The sequence below is a fragment of the Actinoalloteichus fjordicus genome (assembly GCF_001941625.1).
In the GTDB taxonomy this organism is placed as follows: Bacteria; Actinomycetota; Actinomycetes; order Mycobacteriales; family Pseudonocardiaceae; genus Actinoalloteichus_A; species Actinoalloteichus_A fjordicus.
In genome coordinates this window covers 6,749,337-6,765,302 of the sequence record NZ_CP016076.1, presented here as the reverse complement: position 1 = coordinate 6,765,302, position 15,966 = coordinate 6,749,337, and the positions used below count along the sequence as shown (strand labels likewise).

Here is a 15,966-nt window from a genome sequence, read left to right as displayed (position 1 = left end):
TTCGATACCAGGTTCGAATCGGAGCACCCGTTCGTGCTGCTGCGGCGCGCACCGGTCGCCCTGGCGAATCTCAGCTCGGGGGAGAGCCGACTGTCTGCGGCTTCGCCCCGCCGCCTGCGTCCGCACCCGACCGGTGCTGCGGGTGGAAGCGGCGGGCGCTTCGAAGCGCTGCCGGTGGTTCGCGGCCGGCGGGTTCGCGGTGATCGAGGTGCCCGGCGACGGCCGTCTCTCGGCAGGTGAGCCGCCTGCTCCGGAGTCGGACGGCCTTCGGGGGCAGCTCGATCCTGCGGCCTGCCCCGCGATCGGCAATCAATATGCAACACTGGGTATATAGCTAGCTCGGCATTAATGGGATTGGTTCGTAGGACGGGCCCACCGGCGACAACGAACGGAGTCGACATGCTCACCGCCTCGGGGATCACCGATGACGGACGCTTTCACCTGCGCTTCGAGCGCGAACTGGGACATCCTCCGGCCAAGGTCTGGCGGGCCCTCACCGAGATCGATGAGCTGCGCCGATGGTTCGTCGACATGCTCGACTACGAGCGAACCGTGTTCGAACCGCAGGCGGGTGCGGAGCTCCTGTTCGTGCCGCGAGCCGAGTATCAGGGGATGGCCGTCGGCCACGGGGTGATCACGGAGGTCGACCCGCCTCGGCTGCTCGAGTACACCTGGGGCGACGAGACCCTGCGCTGGGAGCTGGAGCCCGACTCGGCCGGGGGCAGCCTCCTGGTGTTCACGACCGTCTTCCCCGATCGCGCCGACGCGGCGCCGAACGCGGCGGGTTGGCACGTCGGTCTGGAACGGCTCGCCGCGCGCCTCGACGGCTTGGCGGCGGATCTCTCGAACCTCACAGAACTCGAGGACGAGTACGCCCGACTGCTCGCCTGACGGTAGATCCGCCGGACCAGGCATGTTCGGTCGGCCGACGAGGAATGAACGGGCCGGTCGGAGGTGCGGGCCGCGCCCGCCTCGCTCTTACGATGGACCGAACGGCCGAAGGGCGCGGGGTGCGGGGATCTGAAGGCGGGGTCGTGGTGAGGAGACCATTCGAATGCGGCATCGACGCAGCGGTCGACGTCATCGGTGGCAAATGGAAGGTGTTGATCCTCTGGGCACTGGATTCCGAGCCCAGGCGTTCCGGGGAGTTGAGGCGGATGCTGCCGGGGGTCAGCGAGAAGATGCTGATCCAGCATCTGCGTGAGTTGGAGACCGACGGGATCGTCCATCGCGAGGTCTATGCCGAGGTGCCGCCCAGGGTGGAGTACTCCCTCACGGAGACCGGGACCGCGCTGAACAGCGCGCTGGCGCCGCTCGGCGAGTGGGGAAGACAGCACAAGCAGCGCATCGAGCAGGTTCGCGGCGTGGGCGCATGACCATGCCGCGACCGATCGGCCCGCGCACCGGGCTGTGTTCGGTGACACGGGCTCCCCTGCGTGCCGCAGGACCTGTCGATCAGTGGTCGATCTGGCCGACGATCAGCAGGCCGGTTCGTCGTCGTCCGTCGTCTGAGCGGAGCCTGACTCGCTCGGCAGCCCAGCCGATCTTCGGGCGAGTCAGGCTCGCCCTCGTGGATCGGAGCGCGCGTAGGGTGATGCTCTGATGCCGCAGCTTCGGAAACACTGCGGCCTGCCCGACCGGGTGCCGGTCCTGGGTGGACCGTGAGTGCCCCCGGCGCATCTCGGCTGTGTAGCCGACCTGCCCTGTTCTGCTGAAGCGGCTTTGTGACCAGGCGATTTGACTATGTCGCATGAGGATGAGTACCTTCTCCTCTGCCGCAAGGAGCACCGGACGGAACAGGACTTCGAGAGCCTGGCGGGGACGGTCGAAAGAGCGGTTCGGCGTGGTGGTACTCTTCATCAAGTCGGACAGTGTTTCACCGGGTCGTGTGGCTTGACGCCACGTCGCGGACCGGGTACTGTTTTGCGGCACCCCCCAACTGGTTACGAGGCTTCTCGGCGCCGAGGCGTCTAGAGGCAGCGTGCGTATGCACGGATTTAAGGTCATGCCGAGTTCACGCAGAACTGCGGTCGCCGACGGATTCGTCGCAGACAGCCGGTAGGGTTTTGATAACCGGATATCTGGCGCGGTTCATCGGCGCGAATTGCTCGACAGAGTCGATTTGACACGGTGATCAACGCGAGACTACGGTTTTGACAGTTCAATATCTCGACAAACGGTTGCCAAGTCAGAAGTGCTGCTGCACGCAGCGCGGATTTGACAGAGTGATCAGCGGCGGGATACGGTTTGACTTGATAAAATGAATACGGTTCGGTGGTGGTCGGATGCCTTCGGGTGTTGGTCGTCAGGTGGTGAATCGGGTGTTCGACTTCGGTTGCTCCCCGATTTGACAGACTGAAAATCGACTTGCTAAGGTTTCACCACAACGAGCCGAGAGAAACACCGAGGATTGCCCGGCAGGGTGGTCGTGGGGTGGCTCTGATAAGCTTGACAATGTGTAAGACAATATGGCGTGGATCGCTGAAGCCTCCGTGGGGGGTGTGGGTGGTGGTGCGCGTGTTCTTTGAGAACTCAACAGTGTGTCGAGATAATAGCCAGCAGATGCTTGTTTGGTTGTATGAAAATCCTCCGTGTGAGGATTCCTTTGAGATAAAGATCAGTCATGGTCGATTCTCATCATTCATTGATGGAGAGTTTGATCCTGGCTCAGGACGAACGCTGGCGGCGTGCTTAACACATGCAAGTCGAGCGGTAAGGCCCTTCGGGGTACACGAGCGGCGAACGGGTGAGTAACACGTGGGTAACCTGCCCTGCACTTTGGGATAACCTCGGGAAACCGGGGCTAATACCGGATATGACATGCCATCGCATGGTGGTGTGTGGAAAGTTCCGGCGGTGTGGGATGGGCCCGCGGCCTATCAGCTTGTTGGTGGGGTGATGGCCTACCAAGGCGACGACGGGTAGCCGGCCTGAGAGGGCGACCGGCCACACTGGGACTGAGACACGGCCCAGACTCCTACGGGAGGCAGCAGTGGGGAATATTGCGCAATGGGCGAAAGCCTGACGCAGCGACGCCGCGTGAGGGATGACTGCCTTCGGGTTGTAAACCTCTTTCAGCGCCGAAGAAGCGAAAGTGACGGTAGGCGCAGAAGAAGCACCGGCTAACTACGTGCCAGCAGCCGCGGTAATACGTAGGGTGCGAGCGTTGTCCGGAATTATTGGGCGTAAAGAGCTCGTAGGCGGTTTGTCGCGTCGGCTGTGAAAACCTGGGGCTTAACCCCGGGCGTGCAGTCGATACGGGCAGACTTGAGTTCGGCAGGGGAGACTGGAATTCCTGGTGTAGCGGTGAAATGCGCAGATATCAGGAGGAACACCGGTGGCGAAGGCGGGTCTCTGGGCCGATACTGACGCTGAGGAGCGAAAGCGTGGGGAGCGAACAGGATTAGATACCCTGGTAGTCCACGCCGTAAACGGTGGGCGCTAGGTGTGGGGGATTTCCACGTCCTCCGTGCCGTAGCTAACGCATTAAGCGCCCCGCCTGGGGAGTACGGCCGCAAGGCTAAAACTCAAAGGAATTGACGGGGGCCCGCACAAGCGGCGGAGCATGTGGATTAATTCGATGCAACGCGAAGAACCTTACCTGGGTTTGACATGCACCGGACAGCCTCAGAGATGGGGTTTCCGCAAGGTCGGTGTACAGGTGGTGCATGGCTGTCGTCAGCTCGTGTCGTGAGATGTTGGGTTAAGTCCCGCAACGAGCGCAACCCTTATTCCATGTTGCCAGCACGTAATGGTGGGGACTCATGGGAGACTGCCGGGGTCAACTCGGAGGAAGGTGGGGACGACGTCAAGTCATCATGCCCCTTATGTCCAGGGCTTCACACATGCTACAATGGCCGGTACAAAGGGCTGCTAAGCCGTGAGGTGGAGCGAATCCCAGAAAGCCGGTCTCAGTTCGGATCGGGGTCTGCAACTCGACCCCGTGAAGTCGGAGTCGCTAGTAATCGCAGATCAGCAACGCTGCGGTGAATACGTTCCCGGGCCTTGTACACACCGCCCGTCACGTCACGAAAGTCGGTAACACCCGAAGCCCATGGCCCAACCCGTGAGGGGGGGAGTGGTCGAAGGTGGGACTGGCGATTGGGACGAAGTCGTAACAAGGTAGCCGTACCGGAAGGTGCGGCTGGATCACCTCCTTTCTAAGGAGCATGACTCTCGCCGACCGGTCCATGAACGTCGAGTTTGTGGGTGGTGGGTGGGGTTGGGTCGTCGGACTGCCCGTTCGTGGTGGTGGCGGCCTGCTCAGTGGATGTGGACTGTTGGTTATCTCGGGATGGTCGTCTGGTTGTTCGGGTGAGTACTGTCTGCTGCTTCGGTGGTGGGCGTGGAAAGTTCGGGTGGCGGGGTGAGGGTTCCGGGTCGGCACGCTGTTGGGTCCTGAGGGAACACGCCGTGTGGTGTGTTGTCTTGGATGTGTGAACGGATGGACTGTTCGTCGCGATCAAACTGCTGTCGGGGATGTGAGTTCCTGGGGGTGTGTGGTGGCGGGTGGCGGGTGGTCTGGTTGTTCTTTGAGAACTACACAGTGGACGCGAGCATCTTTGTGGCAAGTTAGTAAGGGCATACGGTGGATGCCTAGGCATCAGGAGCCGATGAAGGACGTAGGAGACTGCGATAATCCTCGGGGAGCTGTCAACCGAGCTATGATCCGAGGGTGTCCGAATGGGGAAACCCGGCATCCGTCATGGGGTGTCACCCGCATCTGAATATATAGGGTGTGTGGAGGGAACGCGGGGAAGTGAAACATCTCAGTACCCGTAGGAAGAGAAAACAACCGTGATTCCGTGAGTAGTGGCGAGCGAAAGCGGAAGAGGCTAAACCGTGTACGTGTGATACCTGGCAGGGGTTGCGTATGCGGGGTCGTGGGACCGACTGGTCAGTGCTGCCATGCTGGCAAGGAGTGAGAAAACGTTGTGGTTAGCGGAAGGTGTCTGGAAAGCACCGGCGTAGAGGGTGATACTCCCGTACGCGAAAACCTGACGTCTCCTGGTCGTGTTCCCAAGTAGCAGCGAGCTCGTGAAATTTGCTGTGAATCTGGCGGGACCACCCGCTAAGCCTAAATACTTCCTGATGACCGATAGCGGACTAGTACCGTGAGGGAAAGGTGAAAAGTACCCCGGGAGGGGAGTGAAATAGTACCTGAACCCGTATGCCTACAAGCCGTCAGAGCCTTTTGGGGTGATGGCGTGCCTTTTGAAGAATGAGCCTGCGAGTTAGTGATGTGTGGCGAGGTTAACCCGGGTGGGGTAGCCGTAGCGAAAGCGAGTCCGAATAGGGCGTTCTGAGTCGCATGTCCTAGACCCGAAGCGGAGTGATCTACCCATGGCCAGGGTGAAGCGCGGGTAAGACCGTGTGGAGGCCCGAACCCACCAGGGTTGAAAACCTGGGGGATGAGCTGTGGGTAGGGGTGAAAGGCCAGTCAAACTCCGTGATAGCTGGTTCTCCCCGAAATGCATTTAGGTGCAGCGTCACGTGTTTCTCATTCGAGGTAGAGCACTGGATGGCTAATGGGCCCTACAAGGTTACTGACGTCAGCCAAACTCCGAATGCGGGTGAGTGAGAGCGTGGCAGTGAGACTGCGGGGGATAAGCTTCGTAGTCGAGAGGGAAACAGCCCAGAACACCAGCTAAGGCCCCCAAGTGTGCGCTAAGTGGGAAAGGATGTGGGGTCGCCCAGACAACCAGGAGGTTGGCTTAGAAGCAGCCATCCTTTAAAGAGTGCGTAATAGCTCACTGGTCAAGTGGTCCTGCGCCGATAATGTAGCGGGGCTCAAGCGCACCGCCGAAGCTGTGTCATTCACATGTGTGCCCGGCCTGCCTTTCGGGGTGGGTCTAGGTGTGTGGATGGGTAGGGGAGCGTCGTGCATCGGGTGAAGCGGCCGTGGAAACGAGTCGTGGACGGTGTGCGAGTGAGAATGCAGGCATGAGTAGCGAAAGCAGAGTGAGAAACTCTGCCGCCGTATGACCAAGGGTTCCTGGGCCAGGTTATTCCGCCCAGGGTAAGTCGGGACCTAAGGCGAGGCCGACAGGCGTAGTCGATGGACAACGGGTTGATATTCCCGTACCCGTGTAGATGCGCCCATGGCGAGGCTGGTGATACTAACCGCCCGGATTATTGTTGCCCTTTCGGGGGTGGTGGTGGTCTGCGCGGGATCTGAGCTGGTAGTAGTCAAGTGATGGGGTGACGCAGGAGGGTAGCTCCGCCAGTGAGTGGTAGTACTGGTGTAAGCGTGTAGCCTGCTCTGATAGGTAAATCCGTCGGGGCTTATAGGGTGAGACGTGATGCGTAGCCGAATGAGGCGAAGTAGAGTGATCCCATGCTGCCGAGAAAAGCCTCTAGCGAGTATCTTCGCGGCCCGTACCCCAAACCGACACAGGTGGTCAGGTAGAGTATACCGAGGCGATCGGGTGAACTGTGGTTAAGGAACTCGGCAAAATGCCCCCGTAACTTCGGGAGAAGGGGGGCCGTGTGGCGTGAAGCCCTTCGCGGGCTAGCGTTGTGTGGCCGCAGAGACCAGGGAGAAGCGACTGTTTATTAAAAACACAGGTCCGTGCGAAGTCGTAAGACGATGTATACGGACTGACGCCTGCCCGGTGCTGGAACGTTAAGGGGACCGCTTAGCTCTTCGGGGCGAAGGTGAGAACTTAAGCGCCAGTAAACGGCGGTGGTAACTATAACCATCCTAAGGTAGCGAAATTCCTTGTCGGGTAAGTTCCGACCTGCACGAATGGCGTAACGACTTCTCCGCTGTCTCAACCACAGGCCCGGCGAAATTGCACTACGAGTAAAGATGCTCGTTACGCGCGGCAGGACGGAAAGACCCCGGGACCTTTACTATAGCTTGGTATTGGTGTTCGGTTCGGCTTGTGTAGGATAGGTGGGAGACTGTGATGTGGTCACGCCAGTGGCTGCGGAGTCGTCGTTGAAATACCACTCTGGTCGTACTGGATGTCTAACCTCGGACCCTGATCGGGTTCAGGGACAGTGCCTGGTGGGTAGTTTAACTGGGGCGGTTGCCTCCCAAAGGGTAACGGAGGCGCCCAAAGGTTCCCTCAGCCTGGTTGGCAATCAGGTGTTGAGTGTAAGTGCACAAGGGAGCTTGACTGTGAGACTGACGGGTCGAGCAGGGACGAAAGTCGGGACTAGTGATCCGGCACTGGCTGGTGGAAGCGGTGTCGCTCAACGGATAAAAGGTACCCCGGGGATAACAGGCTGATCTTGCCCAAGAGTCCATATCGACGGCATGGTTTGGCACCTCGATGTCGGCTCGTCGCATCCTGGGGCTGGAGTAGGTCCCAAGGGTTGGGCTGTTCGCCCATTAAAGCGGCACGCGAGCTGGGTTTAGAACGTCGTGAGACAGTTCGGTCCCTATCCGCCGCGCGCGTAGGATACTTGCGGAAGGCTGTCCCTAGTACGAGAGGACCGGGATGGACGAACCTCTGGTGTGCCAGTTGTACCGCCAGGTGCATGGCTGGTTGGCTACGTTCGGGAGGGATAACCGCTGAAAGCATCTAAGCGGGAAGCCTGTTCCTAGATGAGGTGTCCCACCCCTTTGTGGGTTAAGGCCCCCAGCAGACCACTGGGTTGATAGGCCCGAGATGGAAGCCTGGTAACAGGTGGAGTTGACGGGTACTAATAGGCCGAGGACTTGCTCACGAAGATGCTACGCGTCCACTGTGTGGTTCTGAAGGAACAACTGTTCCCCTTCAGACACCGAAACTCTCCAGGTGGGGGGTGTGCCAGTCCCGACTACGGTCAGGGCACGGCACACCGGTCACCGTGGAGGGTGGGGTGTCCGGGGGTGGGGGTTGTTCGTTCGCTGGTGTGTCGGTGGTCATAGCGGTGGGGAAACGCCCGGTCCCATTCCGAACCCGGAAGCTAAGCCCTCCAGCGCCGATGGTACTGCACCCGTGGGGGTGTGGGAGAGTAGGACGCCGCCGACCTTTACCTCAACCGATGGGTGGAGGGGAGACTGGTTGTAGCACCCTTGTGTGTGGTGCTCCCGGTTTTCCCTCCACCCATTTTTTGTGCCCGAAACCCATGGCACGGCCTGCCCGGGGTCGACACCACCTCGACACCCCCAGCTACCGTGTGGTCTTGCCGGGTGCGAAGCAAGTCGGGGCACGTTGAGAACAGGGCGGCCCGGCTGTCGTCGCGAATGCGGGCGCTGATGGTGCTGGGTTGACCAGCCGGGATGTTCTGGAAGCGGGCTGCCTGCTTGCGCCGTTCTTCGTGGCGTCGCCGTGCGGATTCGTGCAGGGGGCATCCGCGTACGGTTCCGGCGGTGTGTCGGACGCGGGATCGAGAGCGGTGAGTGACATGACGGTGAGCGGGATCGAGGAGATCGAGCAGCAGGCGGGGGCCTCGGCTGCGGCGGCGTCGGGTATCGATCCGGAGCGCCTAGCCGCCTGTCTCGCGGTGCTCGCCGAGGTCCAGGAGCTGCCGACCGAGCATCCGGACGCCGTGGCGGTACGACGTGCCACCGCAGGCATCTACAAGACTGTCCGCAAACAACGGCGCAATGCCAAGCGGGACGCCCAGCGCGTGGCCGACGACGCGGTGATCGCCGCGACCGCGACCGGCGCCCCTGGACGCATCGACGACGAGACGCGGGGGCTTCCGCTGGTGTCGTCCGTGCAGGGCGCCACCGCAGGCACCTACCAGCGCGCCAGGTCGTGCTACACGTGCAAGAACCGGTATCGCGAGGTGGACGCCTTCTACCACCAGCTCTGCCCGTCCTGTGCCGAGCTGAATCGGAGCAGGCGCGACGCGCGCACGGACTTGAGCGGCAGGCGGGCGCTGCTCACCGGCGGCCGGGCGAAGATCGGCATGTACATCGCGTTGCGGCTGCTACGCGACGGCGCGCACACGACCATCACCACCCGGTTCCCTTCGGACGCGATCCGTCGGTTCACCTCGATGCCCGACAGTGCGGACTGGCTGCATCGGCTGCGCGTCGTCGGTGTCGACCTGCGCGACCCCGCCCAGGTGATCGCGCTGGCCGATTCGGTGCGCGAGCAGGGGCCGCTGGACATCCTGATCAACAATGCCGCGCAGACGGTTCGGCGTTCGCCGGGGTCCTACGCGCCCCTGGCCGCCGCCGAGTCGGCACCGTTGCCTGCCGGACCGCTGCCGGAGACCATCACCTTCGGGCATTCGGCCGCGGTGCACCCGGCGGCCCTGGTCGGCGCGATCAGCGAGTCGAGCGGGAGCGAGTCGCTGACCCCGGAGGTGGTGACGGCGCTGGCCTTGACCGCCGATCCGTCGGCGCCCGTCCGGCTGGCTTCGGGTGCCGTCGTCGATGCGGGGGGTCTCGTGCCGGACCTGGCGGAGCACAACAGTTGGACCCAGCACGTGCAGGAGGTCGAGCCGACGGAGCTGCTGGAAGTGCAGCTCTGCAACATGACAGCCCCCTTCATCCTGGTCAGCAGGCTGCGTCCCGCGATGGCCGCGTCGGCTGCCCGGCGAAAGTACGTCGTCAACGTATCGGCGATGGAGGGTCAGTTCAGCCGCGCCTACAAGGGGCCGGGCCATCCGCACACCAACATGGCCAAGGCTGCGCTGAACATGCTGACCAGGACCAGCGCCGAGGAGATGTTGACGGACGGCATCCTGATGACCAGTGTCGACACCGGCTGGATCACCGATGAGCGTCCGCACACTCTCAAGATGCGACTGGCGGACGAGGGCTTCCACGCGCCGCTCGACCTCGTGGACGGTGCGGCGAGGGTGTACGACCCCATCGTGCGTGGCGAGGCGGGCGAGGACCTCCGGGGCTGCTTCCTGAAGGACTACGCGCCCTCTCCCTGGTGACGGCCTGTGCCTCGGACGACGAGGTTGACGGGCCCGTTCGACGCCTTCGCTGCCGCTCCCACGGGCGAGGACGTCCGCGAAGGGGCAACCTGGTCTTGGTGACGTGCGTCTCTCATGGCAGAGGCGTAGGGAGCAGCTTTCGGGTCTCTGGCCCAGGGGCTGCCGGGGATCAGGGGAGCTACGGATGGGGAATCGATTCAGAAGCCGGGCCGTTGCGGCGTCGATGGGGTTGATGCTCGTATCGGGACTGGTGGCGTTGGGGCCCGTCGCTGTCGCGGCGGAGGGTGCTTCGAACACGTCGGCGGCGGCCACCACGGCACAGGACGTCCGGGACGTCGACTGGTACAACGCCACCTTCACGGTGTCGGAGGTGGGCGGCTGCCCGCCCGCGACCGTCACCTTCACCGACGGCGCCGGGGAGACCGAGGACCGGGTGTACCGGTTCGCCCCAGGTGCGGAGATCGTCTACGGCGACGTCATCGGGAGCGGTCGGGAGTCGGCGCTGCTGATCTTGCAGTGCGGCCCGCGCAATTCGGAGTACTCGACCGCAGTCGTGGGCGTCGATGTCAGCGAGGACGGGGTGATCTCCGGATTGGGAACCGTCGGCAACAAGGACTCCTGGGAGATCGTGCCCGTCGATGTCGCGATCTGGCACGGGGACGTCGCGGTGCGCTTCGAGGACTTCGGGACCGGTCAGTTCACGAACGAGTACTACCGCTTCTCCCCGCGAGAGGGCTTCGTGCGGATCTGACCCGCAGACATCGGTCGGCGGCGAGGGCCGACTGCCTCGGTACCGGGGTGGATGAGGCCGTCGGGCCGGGAGCTGGTCGAACTCGACTCGGGTGCCGTCGGAGCTGATGCGAGCAGAGCCGACCTGGCGCGCGGGGTGCGCCCTGGCGGTGCGAACGGCGTGGGACCTGACCCTGATCGACATGCCGCAGCCCTGTTCCCGGCGCCGCGTGGCGTGGCGGCGGCTGTCGTACCTGATCCTTGCCGCCGTGAACGCGATGGGCCTGCGCTCGGTCCCGTCGACAGGCCGACCGCAACGGATTACCGACGGGGCAGCCGTCACCCGATCTCCCGCCCGCCCTCACCCGTCCATCTGGTGATACTCGATGCGCTCACCATCGTGTCGGGGCACGCTTCGATCGGACGACCCGGTCGGGAGAACTGCTGGGCAGCCGGAGCGGGGCCGACCGGGTGGAGGTGAGTCGCGTGAGCGGACCGGAATCGAATCCACTGCGCATGTTCGGGACTGCGGCGTGCATTCTCGGATTGGCAATGGGCGCGTCGCCTGCCGCCGTTGGGCGGTCGGGAGCAACAGCTCGACGTGCTGTTCGTGCGGTGGACTGGCGCAACGCTCGGTTCGTCATGCCGGGGACCGGTCGATGTCCGGCCCGGCCGGTCCGCTTCGTCGACGGCATCGCGGAGAGCGAGGACGGCTGCTACCGATTCGAAACCGGTCCCGGCCTCGACAGGGAGATCGTCTACGCCGATCTCACCGGGGACGGGCACGAGGACGCCCTGCTGATGCTGCGATGTGGGCAGCCCGACGCGACGGCCCTCACGGTCGTCGTCGCCGTGACCGTCGACGCGCGGGGCGTGGTGCTGCCCTTGGGCACCGTCTTCCTCCCGGACGTCTGGACGTGGCAGCCGGTCGATCTCCTGGTCTGGCACGGCGACATCGCCCTGCGGGTGCTCGACCTGGACACCGGGCGCTGCTGGACTCGATATCACCGCTGGTCGGAGACCGCCAGGGACTTCGTGCGCCTCGACGGCGGCTGACGTCGTCCTGATCTCGGACGCCGCGTGTCCGGGCCACCGGCCAGCCGAGCATGATCGAGGCGGACACGGATCATCGAAGGCGGAGGAGATCGACATGGCCAGTGTGTTCGTGACCGGTTCCTCGGACGGGATCGGCAGGGAGACCGCAGCGACGCTCGCCCGAGCGGGACATCGCGTGACGCTGCACGCTCGCTCTGCGCATCGGGCGGAGCAGGCCCGCGAGGCGGTCCCCTCGGCCGTCGGCGTGCTGGTGGGCGACCTTGCCTCCTTGGCGGAGACGAGGGCGTTGGCGGCGGCTGCGACCGAGGCCGGTCCGTTCGACGTGGTGATCCACAACGCGGGTGTCTACACCTTCCCCGAGCGTGCCGAGACCCGCGACGGGCTCGAGCGCGTGTTCCAGATCAACGTGCTCGCTCCCTATCTGTTGACAGCCCTGCTGCCCCGGCCGAGGCGCCTCGTCTACCTGTCCTCGGGCGGACAGGCCTCGGGAGAGATCGCGCTGGAGGACCTCCAGTTTCGGCGGCGGCCCTGGTCGGGCCTGCAGGCCTACTGCGATTCGAAGCTGCACGACGTCCTGCTGGCCTTCGCCGTCGCCCGGCGGTGGCCCGAGGTGATCAGCAATGCGGTCGACCCCGGCTGGGTCCGCAGCAGGATGGGCGGGTCGGCCGCTCCCGACTCGGTGGCCGACGGCGCCGACACCCCGGTGTGGCTGGCCTCCTCAGACGAGCAGGCTGCCGTGGTCAGCGGCCGGTACCTGTCTGGACGTCGAGCGCGGACGCCGCACCACGCGGCGGCCGACCCGGCCGTCCAAGACGCCCTGCTGGCTGCCTGCGCAGCATTGACCGGGGTCGAACTGCCCTCGTGAGCGTGTGGTCGACGCTCACTGTGCGATCGAGGCGGTGGACACGTCGAGCGAGTCGGGCGACCGGCTCACATCGGTCTAGCGAGGCACGGGGAGGCCGCCCCGGACAGACCTGGACGACGGAGCACGTCGCGCCGGTCGAAGCTGGTCGTCCCGCAGCGCTCCGGCCGTCGGAGATCAGGTGAATCAAGGCTGTGTCCAGCGGCTCCGGCACTCTACTGTCGGTTCGTGCGCCGCATCGATCGTGCCGTCCTCATCTACAACCCGAACAGCACCGGCTCCGCGCCTGAACTGGCGGAGGGACTGCGCGCCGACCTGGCCGAGCGTCTGCCCGCGCTGCCCGTCACCCTGCGGCCCACCCGGCATGCTGGCCATGCCCGCGACCTGGCGGCGGAGGCCGCAGGCGAAGGCAGGCCGTTGATCGTCTCGGTCAGCGGCGACGGCGGGTACAACGAGGTCGTCGACGGGGTAATGCGGGCCGAGAGGACGCACGCCGTCTGCGCGGTCCTCGCCGCAGGCAATGCCAATGACCACCATCGCGTCCTGCGAGATCGTCCGCTGATCGAGTCGATCGTCGCAGATGAAGTCCGGCGGATCGACCTGCTGCGGCTGACGGTGGCCGACCGTGCGGGCGCTCACGTCCAGCACGCCCACTCCTATATCGGGCTCGGCCTGACTCCGATCGTCGCAGTGGACCTGGAGAAGGGCGGCAAGGGGTCCTTCCGTGAGATCGTGACGGCGGTGCGGACCTTCACTCGGTTCCGGCCGTTCACCATCGTCCGGCCGGACGGCACCCGACATCGTTTCGACAGCCTCGTCTTCGCCAACATCCCCGAGATGGCCAAGTACGCCACCCTCAGCGAGCACGGCCGCCCCGACGACGGGCTCTTCGAGGTCGTCGCCATCCCGCACACCGCGAAGTGGCGGGTGTTGGGCACCGCGTTGCGGGCGGCCGTGCGCGGCCTCGGGCCGCAGCCGGGCGTCCGGGAGTACGAGTTCACCACGGCGGCGCCGACGCCGATGCAGATCGACGGCGAGGTCATCCGGGTCCCCGAGGGCGCCACCGTGCGGGTCGAGGTGCTCCCCGGCGCCCTGACCACCCTGGTCTGACGGCGTTCGCCACCTGCGCGGCTGTAGGCGGCGAACGCCGAAGTCTGACGCCGTCCCGCTCAGCGGGGGGTGACTCGGCAACGCATCGGCCCGCGCACGCCGATGGTGACGCCCTGTTCCACCGGGACGTCGACGTCGACGGCCTCGATCTCGTGATCGCGCAGGATCATCGCGAGCGTCAACACCGACTCCAGCATGGAGAACCGCCTCCCGATGCACGCCCTGGGGCCGCCGCCGAACGGCATCCAGGCGTACCGGTGTCGGGCGGACTCGCGCTCCTCGGTGAACCGCGTCGGATCGAAGCGCTCGGGGTCCTCCCAGTGGTCGGGATGCCGGTGGATAGCCCATGGGACCAGGATCACGTCGGACCCGGCGGGGATACGGCGTCCGTCCACCTCGATGTCGACCTTGTTACGGCGGCCGAGGGCGGGTGCGGGCGGGTACAGCCGCATCGCCTCCTTCAAGACCATCGTCAGGTAGGGCAGTCGATCGACGTCGGCGGCCTCGGGGTCCGCGCCGCCGAGAACCCGGTCGACCTCCGCCCTGGCCTCCGCCTGCTCTGCGGGATGGCGGGCCAGCAGATGCAGGGCGAAGGCGAGGGCGGTGGCCGTCGTCTCGTGGCCGGCGAGCAGGAAGATGAGGACCTGTTCGCGGATCTCCACGGCGTCGAGGCGGTCGCCGTCCTCGCCCACCGCCTCGCTGAGCAGGGCGAGAAGGTCGGTTCCGGTGCCGTCGGCGACGTCGTCCTGCCTGCCTCGGCTCGCGATGATCCGATCGCACACCTCGTACAGCTCGGCCTGTGCCGCGTTCGCCTTGATGTTCCCGGGCGTCGGCCAGGTCCTGGGGACGTTGACCGGGGCGAAGCCGCGTCGCCGGGTGTGTGCCGACAGGATCGGGAAGCCTCGGCGCACGGCGGGGATCATGTCGTCGGCGTCGGCGCCGAACAGCACCCGGGCCACGGTGCGCAGGGTGAAGCTGCCCGTCTCCTCTAATGCATCGATCGTCCCGTCCGGCGCGGCGCTCCAGCCGTCCGTCATCCGCCGGGTCTCCTCACGGATGGCGTCCGCATAGAGGTCGACCCTGCGCGGGGTGAACAGCGGCTGGATGAGACGACGTTGTCGCTGGTAGTCGTCGTGCTGGCTGGTCAGCAGTCCGTTGCCGAGGATCTGTCGCACCTCCTCGTAGAACTGGTTGTCCTTGCCGAAGTCGGCTGCCTTGGTCGCGAGCACCTCTTTCGCCCCCTGCGGGGAGAAGACGGCGTAGAACGTGGCCCGCAGGCCTGGCGGTCCGGCGATGAAGCGGACCACGTCGCCGTGCTCGGCGCGGGCCCGCTCGTAGGCCTGCAACGCGCCGCGTTGGAGATCGAGCATCGAGCCGATCAGCGGCAGCCCGCTCGCGCTCGGAATGTGGTCGACGGTCATGAGTCCTCCCGTGCGCGACTGTGTCGAGTCGAGGGTTCTCTGGTGCCGTGCCATGCGCAATGATCTAGAGACCGGAACACTGATTCGGACGATGGACGAGCGGACCGAAGGCTGCGGGTCGAGCGGGCGGCGCAGCGGCTGCCCGGATCATTCGGCGGTGTGCGGCACGGTCAGCAGCCTCGGCCAGGACCAGCCGATGCCGACGGTGCCGGGCCCGACGTCGAGTTCGACGGTGTGCACCGTGTGCATCGAGTTCACCGCCGGTGGTCTTCGGCGGCCTGCATCCCCTGGTTCGAGCGCGGTGCCGACGCGATGAACCCTCGTCGGCAGCCGTGCCGGGTGGAAGGCGATCTCCAGCAGGTACTCCCGCACCGGTGTCGGAATCGCCGCGAGCACTCCATGGCGGCGGCCTCGGCGGCCGAGCGGCCGCCGCCGACGAGCTGGTACTCGAGTACGGCCGTCTCCCCACGTGCCAACGGGTGCGGCAGGACGAGTTCCGCCACGACGAGATCGGTGTGATCAGAGGTCACGACCCTGCCGAGACGACAGCTCTGCAGCGGACGCAGAGTCGGGGCGGTCGTTCCGGTGCTCTCGCCGTCGAACACGGCCACGGCCCGATCGGGGCCGTCCTGGCGGGCCCGTAACACCTGTCTGACCCGCACGCCGACGAATTCCCCGTGTGCCCGAACACGTAATGATCATGTTGGCTGATCCGATCCAGCAGCATGTCTGATTCCACGTCGACGCCGCCCAGCAGCTCGACGACTCGGCGGTCGTCCTGCCACAACGAGACGGTGCTCGGTTCTTTTCGCTGAATTCTTCGACCCCGAGGTCGAGGTGGTCCGAGCAGCGTGTGCAGGGCCTGCGGCGGTAGTCGGAGTATTCCCTCCAAATGGCTCAGTGCGACCAGGGATTCGCGACGTTCTGGTCTGCTGCGGCCCGACTGCCAATAAC

General features: G+C 64.8%; 9 protein-coding genes and 3 rRNA genes. 10 read left to right on the top strand and 2 right to left on the bottom strand.

Annotated elements, in window-relative coordinates; genetic code table 11:
• The first annotated feature begins 399 nt into the window (after nt 1-399).
• From UA74_RS28880 to UA74_RS28825, 10 genes are all read left to right on the top strand, one after another.
• The gene (locus tag UA74_RS28880) at nt 400-891 is read left to right on the top strand and encodes an SRPBCC domain-containing protein (protein ID WP_075742996.1); all 492 of its coding nucleotides are present in this window, start codon (nt 400-402) and stop codon (nt 889-891) included.
• 170 nt (nt 892-1,061) lie between these two features.
• A complete protein-coding gene (locus tag UA74_RS28875; RefSeq protein ID WP_404800006.1) occupies nt 1,062-1,376 on the top strand; it encodes a winged helix-turn-helix transcriptional regulator in 315 nt (104 codons plus the stop codon).
• Between the two features lie 1,268 nt (nt 1,377-2,644).
• Nucleotides 2,645-4,160, top strand: a 16S ribosomal RNA gene (locus tag UA74_RS28865).
• A 405-nt stretch (nt 4,161-4,565) separates the two neighbouring features.
• Nucleotides 4,566-7,677 (top strand): 23S ribosomal RNA (locus tag UA74_RS28860).
• Between the two features lie 170 nt (nt 7,678-7,847).
• A 5S ribosomal RNA gene (rrf, locus tag UA74_RS28855) occupies nt 7,848-7,964 on the top strand.
• The 16S, 23S and 5S rRNA genes sit together here, the layout of an rRNA operon.
• A gap of 376 nt (nt 7,965-8,340) precedes the next feature.
• Nucleotides 8,341-9,834, top strand: coding sequence for an SDR family NAD(P)-dependent oxidoreductase (locus UA74_RS28850; RefSeq protein WP_075742993.1), 1,494 nt, complete (start codon nt 8,341-8,343; stop codon nt 9,832-9,834).
• Between the two features lie 184 nt (nt 9,835-10,018).
• A complete protein-coding gene (locus UA74_RS28845) occupies nt 10,019-10,585 on the top strand; it encodes a hypothetical protein (RefSeq protein ID WP_232237535.1) in 567 nt (188 codons plus the stop codon).
• 593 nt (nt 10,586-11,178) lie between these two features.
• A complete protein-coding gene (locus tag UA74_RS28835) occupies nt 11,179-11,619 on the top strand; it encodes a hypothetical protein (RefSeq protein WP_083683775.1) in 441 nt (146 codons plus the stop codon).
• Between the two features lie 94 nt (nt 11,620-11,713).
• Nucleotides 11,714-12,484 carry an SDR family NAD(P)-dependent oxidoreductase gene (locus tag UA74_RS28830; protein WP_075742990.1) on the top strand — a complete coding sequence of 257 codons (771 nt, stop codon included), beginning with the start codon at nt 11,714-11,716 and terminating at the stop codon, nt 12,482-12,484.
• A gap of 225 nt (nt 12,485-12,709) precedes the next feature.
• On the top strand, nt 12,710-13,591 hold the full coding sequence (locus UA74_RS28825) for a diacylglycerol/lipid kinase family protein (protein WP_075742989.1): 882 nt from the start codon (nt 12,710-12,712) through the stop codon (nt 13,589-13,591).
• A gap of 59 nt (nt 13,592-13,650) precedes the next feature.
• Here UA74_RS28825 and UA74_RS28820 read toward each other — a convergent pair whose 3' ends face one another.
• Together UA74_RS28820 and UA74_RS31275 are read right to left on the bottom strand one after the other, a co-directional pair.
• The gene (locus tag UA74_RS28820) at nt 13,651-15,012 is read right to left on the bottom strand and encodes a cytochrome P450 (protein ID WP_075742988.1); all 1,362 of its coding nucleotides are present in this window, start codon (nt 15,010-15,012) and stop codon (nt 13,651-13,653) included.
• Between the two features lie 147 nt (nt 15,013-15,159).
• The gene (locus UA74_RS31275) at nt 15,160-15,384 is read right to left on the bottom strand and encodes a hypothetical protein (RefSeq protein WP_083683773.1); all 225 of its coding nucleotides are present in this window, start codon (nt 15,382-15,384) and stop codon (nt 15,160-15,162) included.
• Between the last annotated feature and the right edge of the window lie 582 nt (nt 15,385-15,966).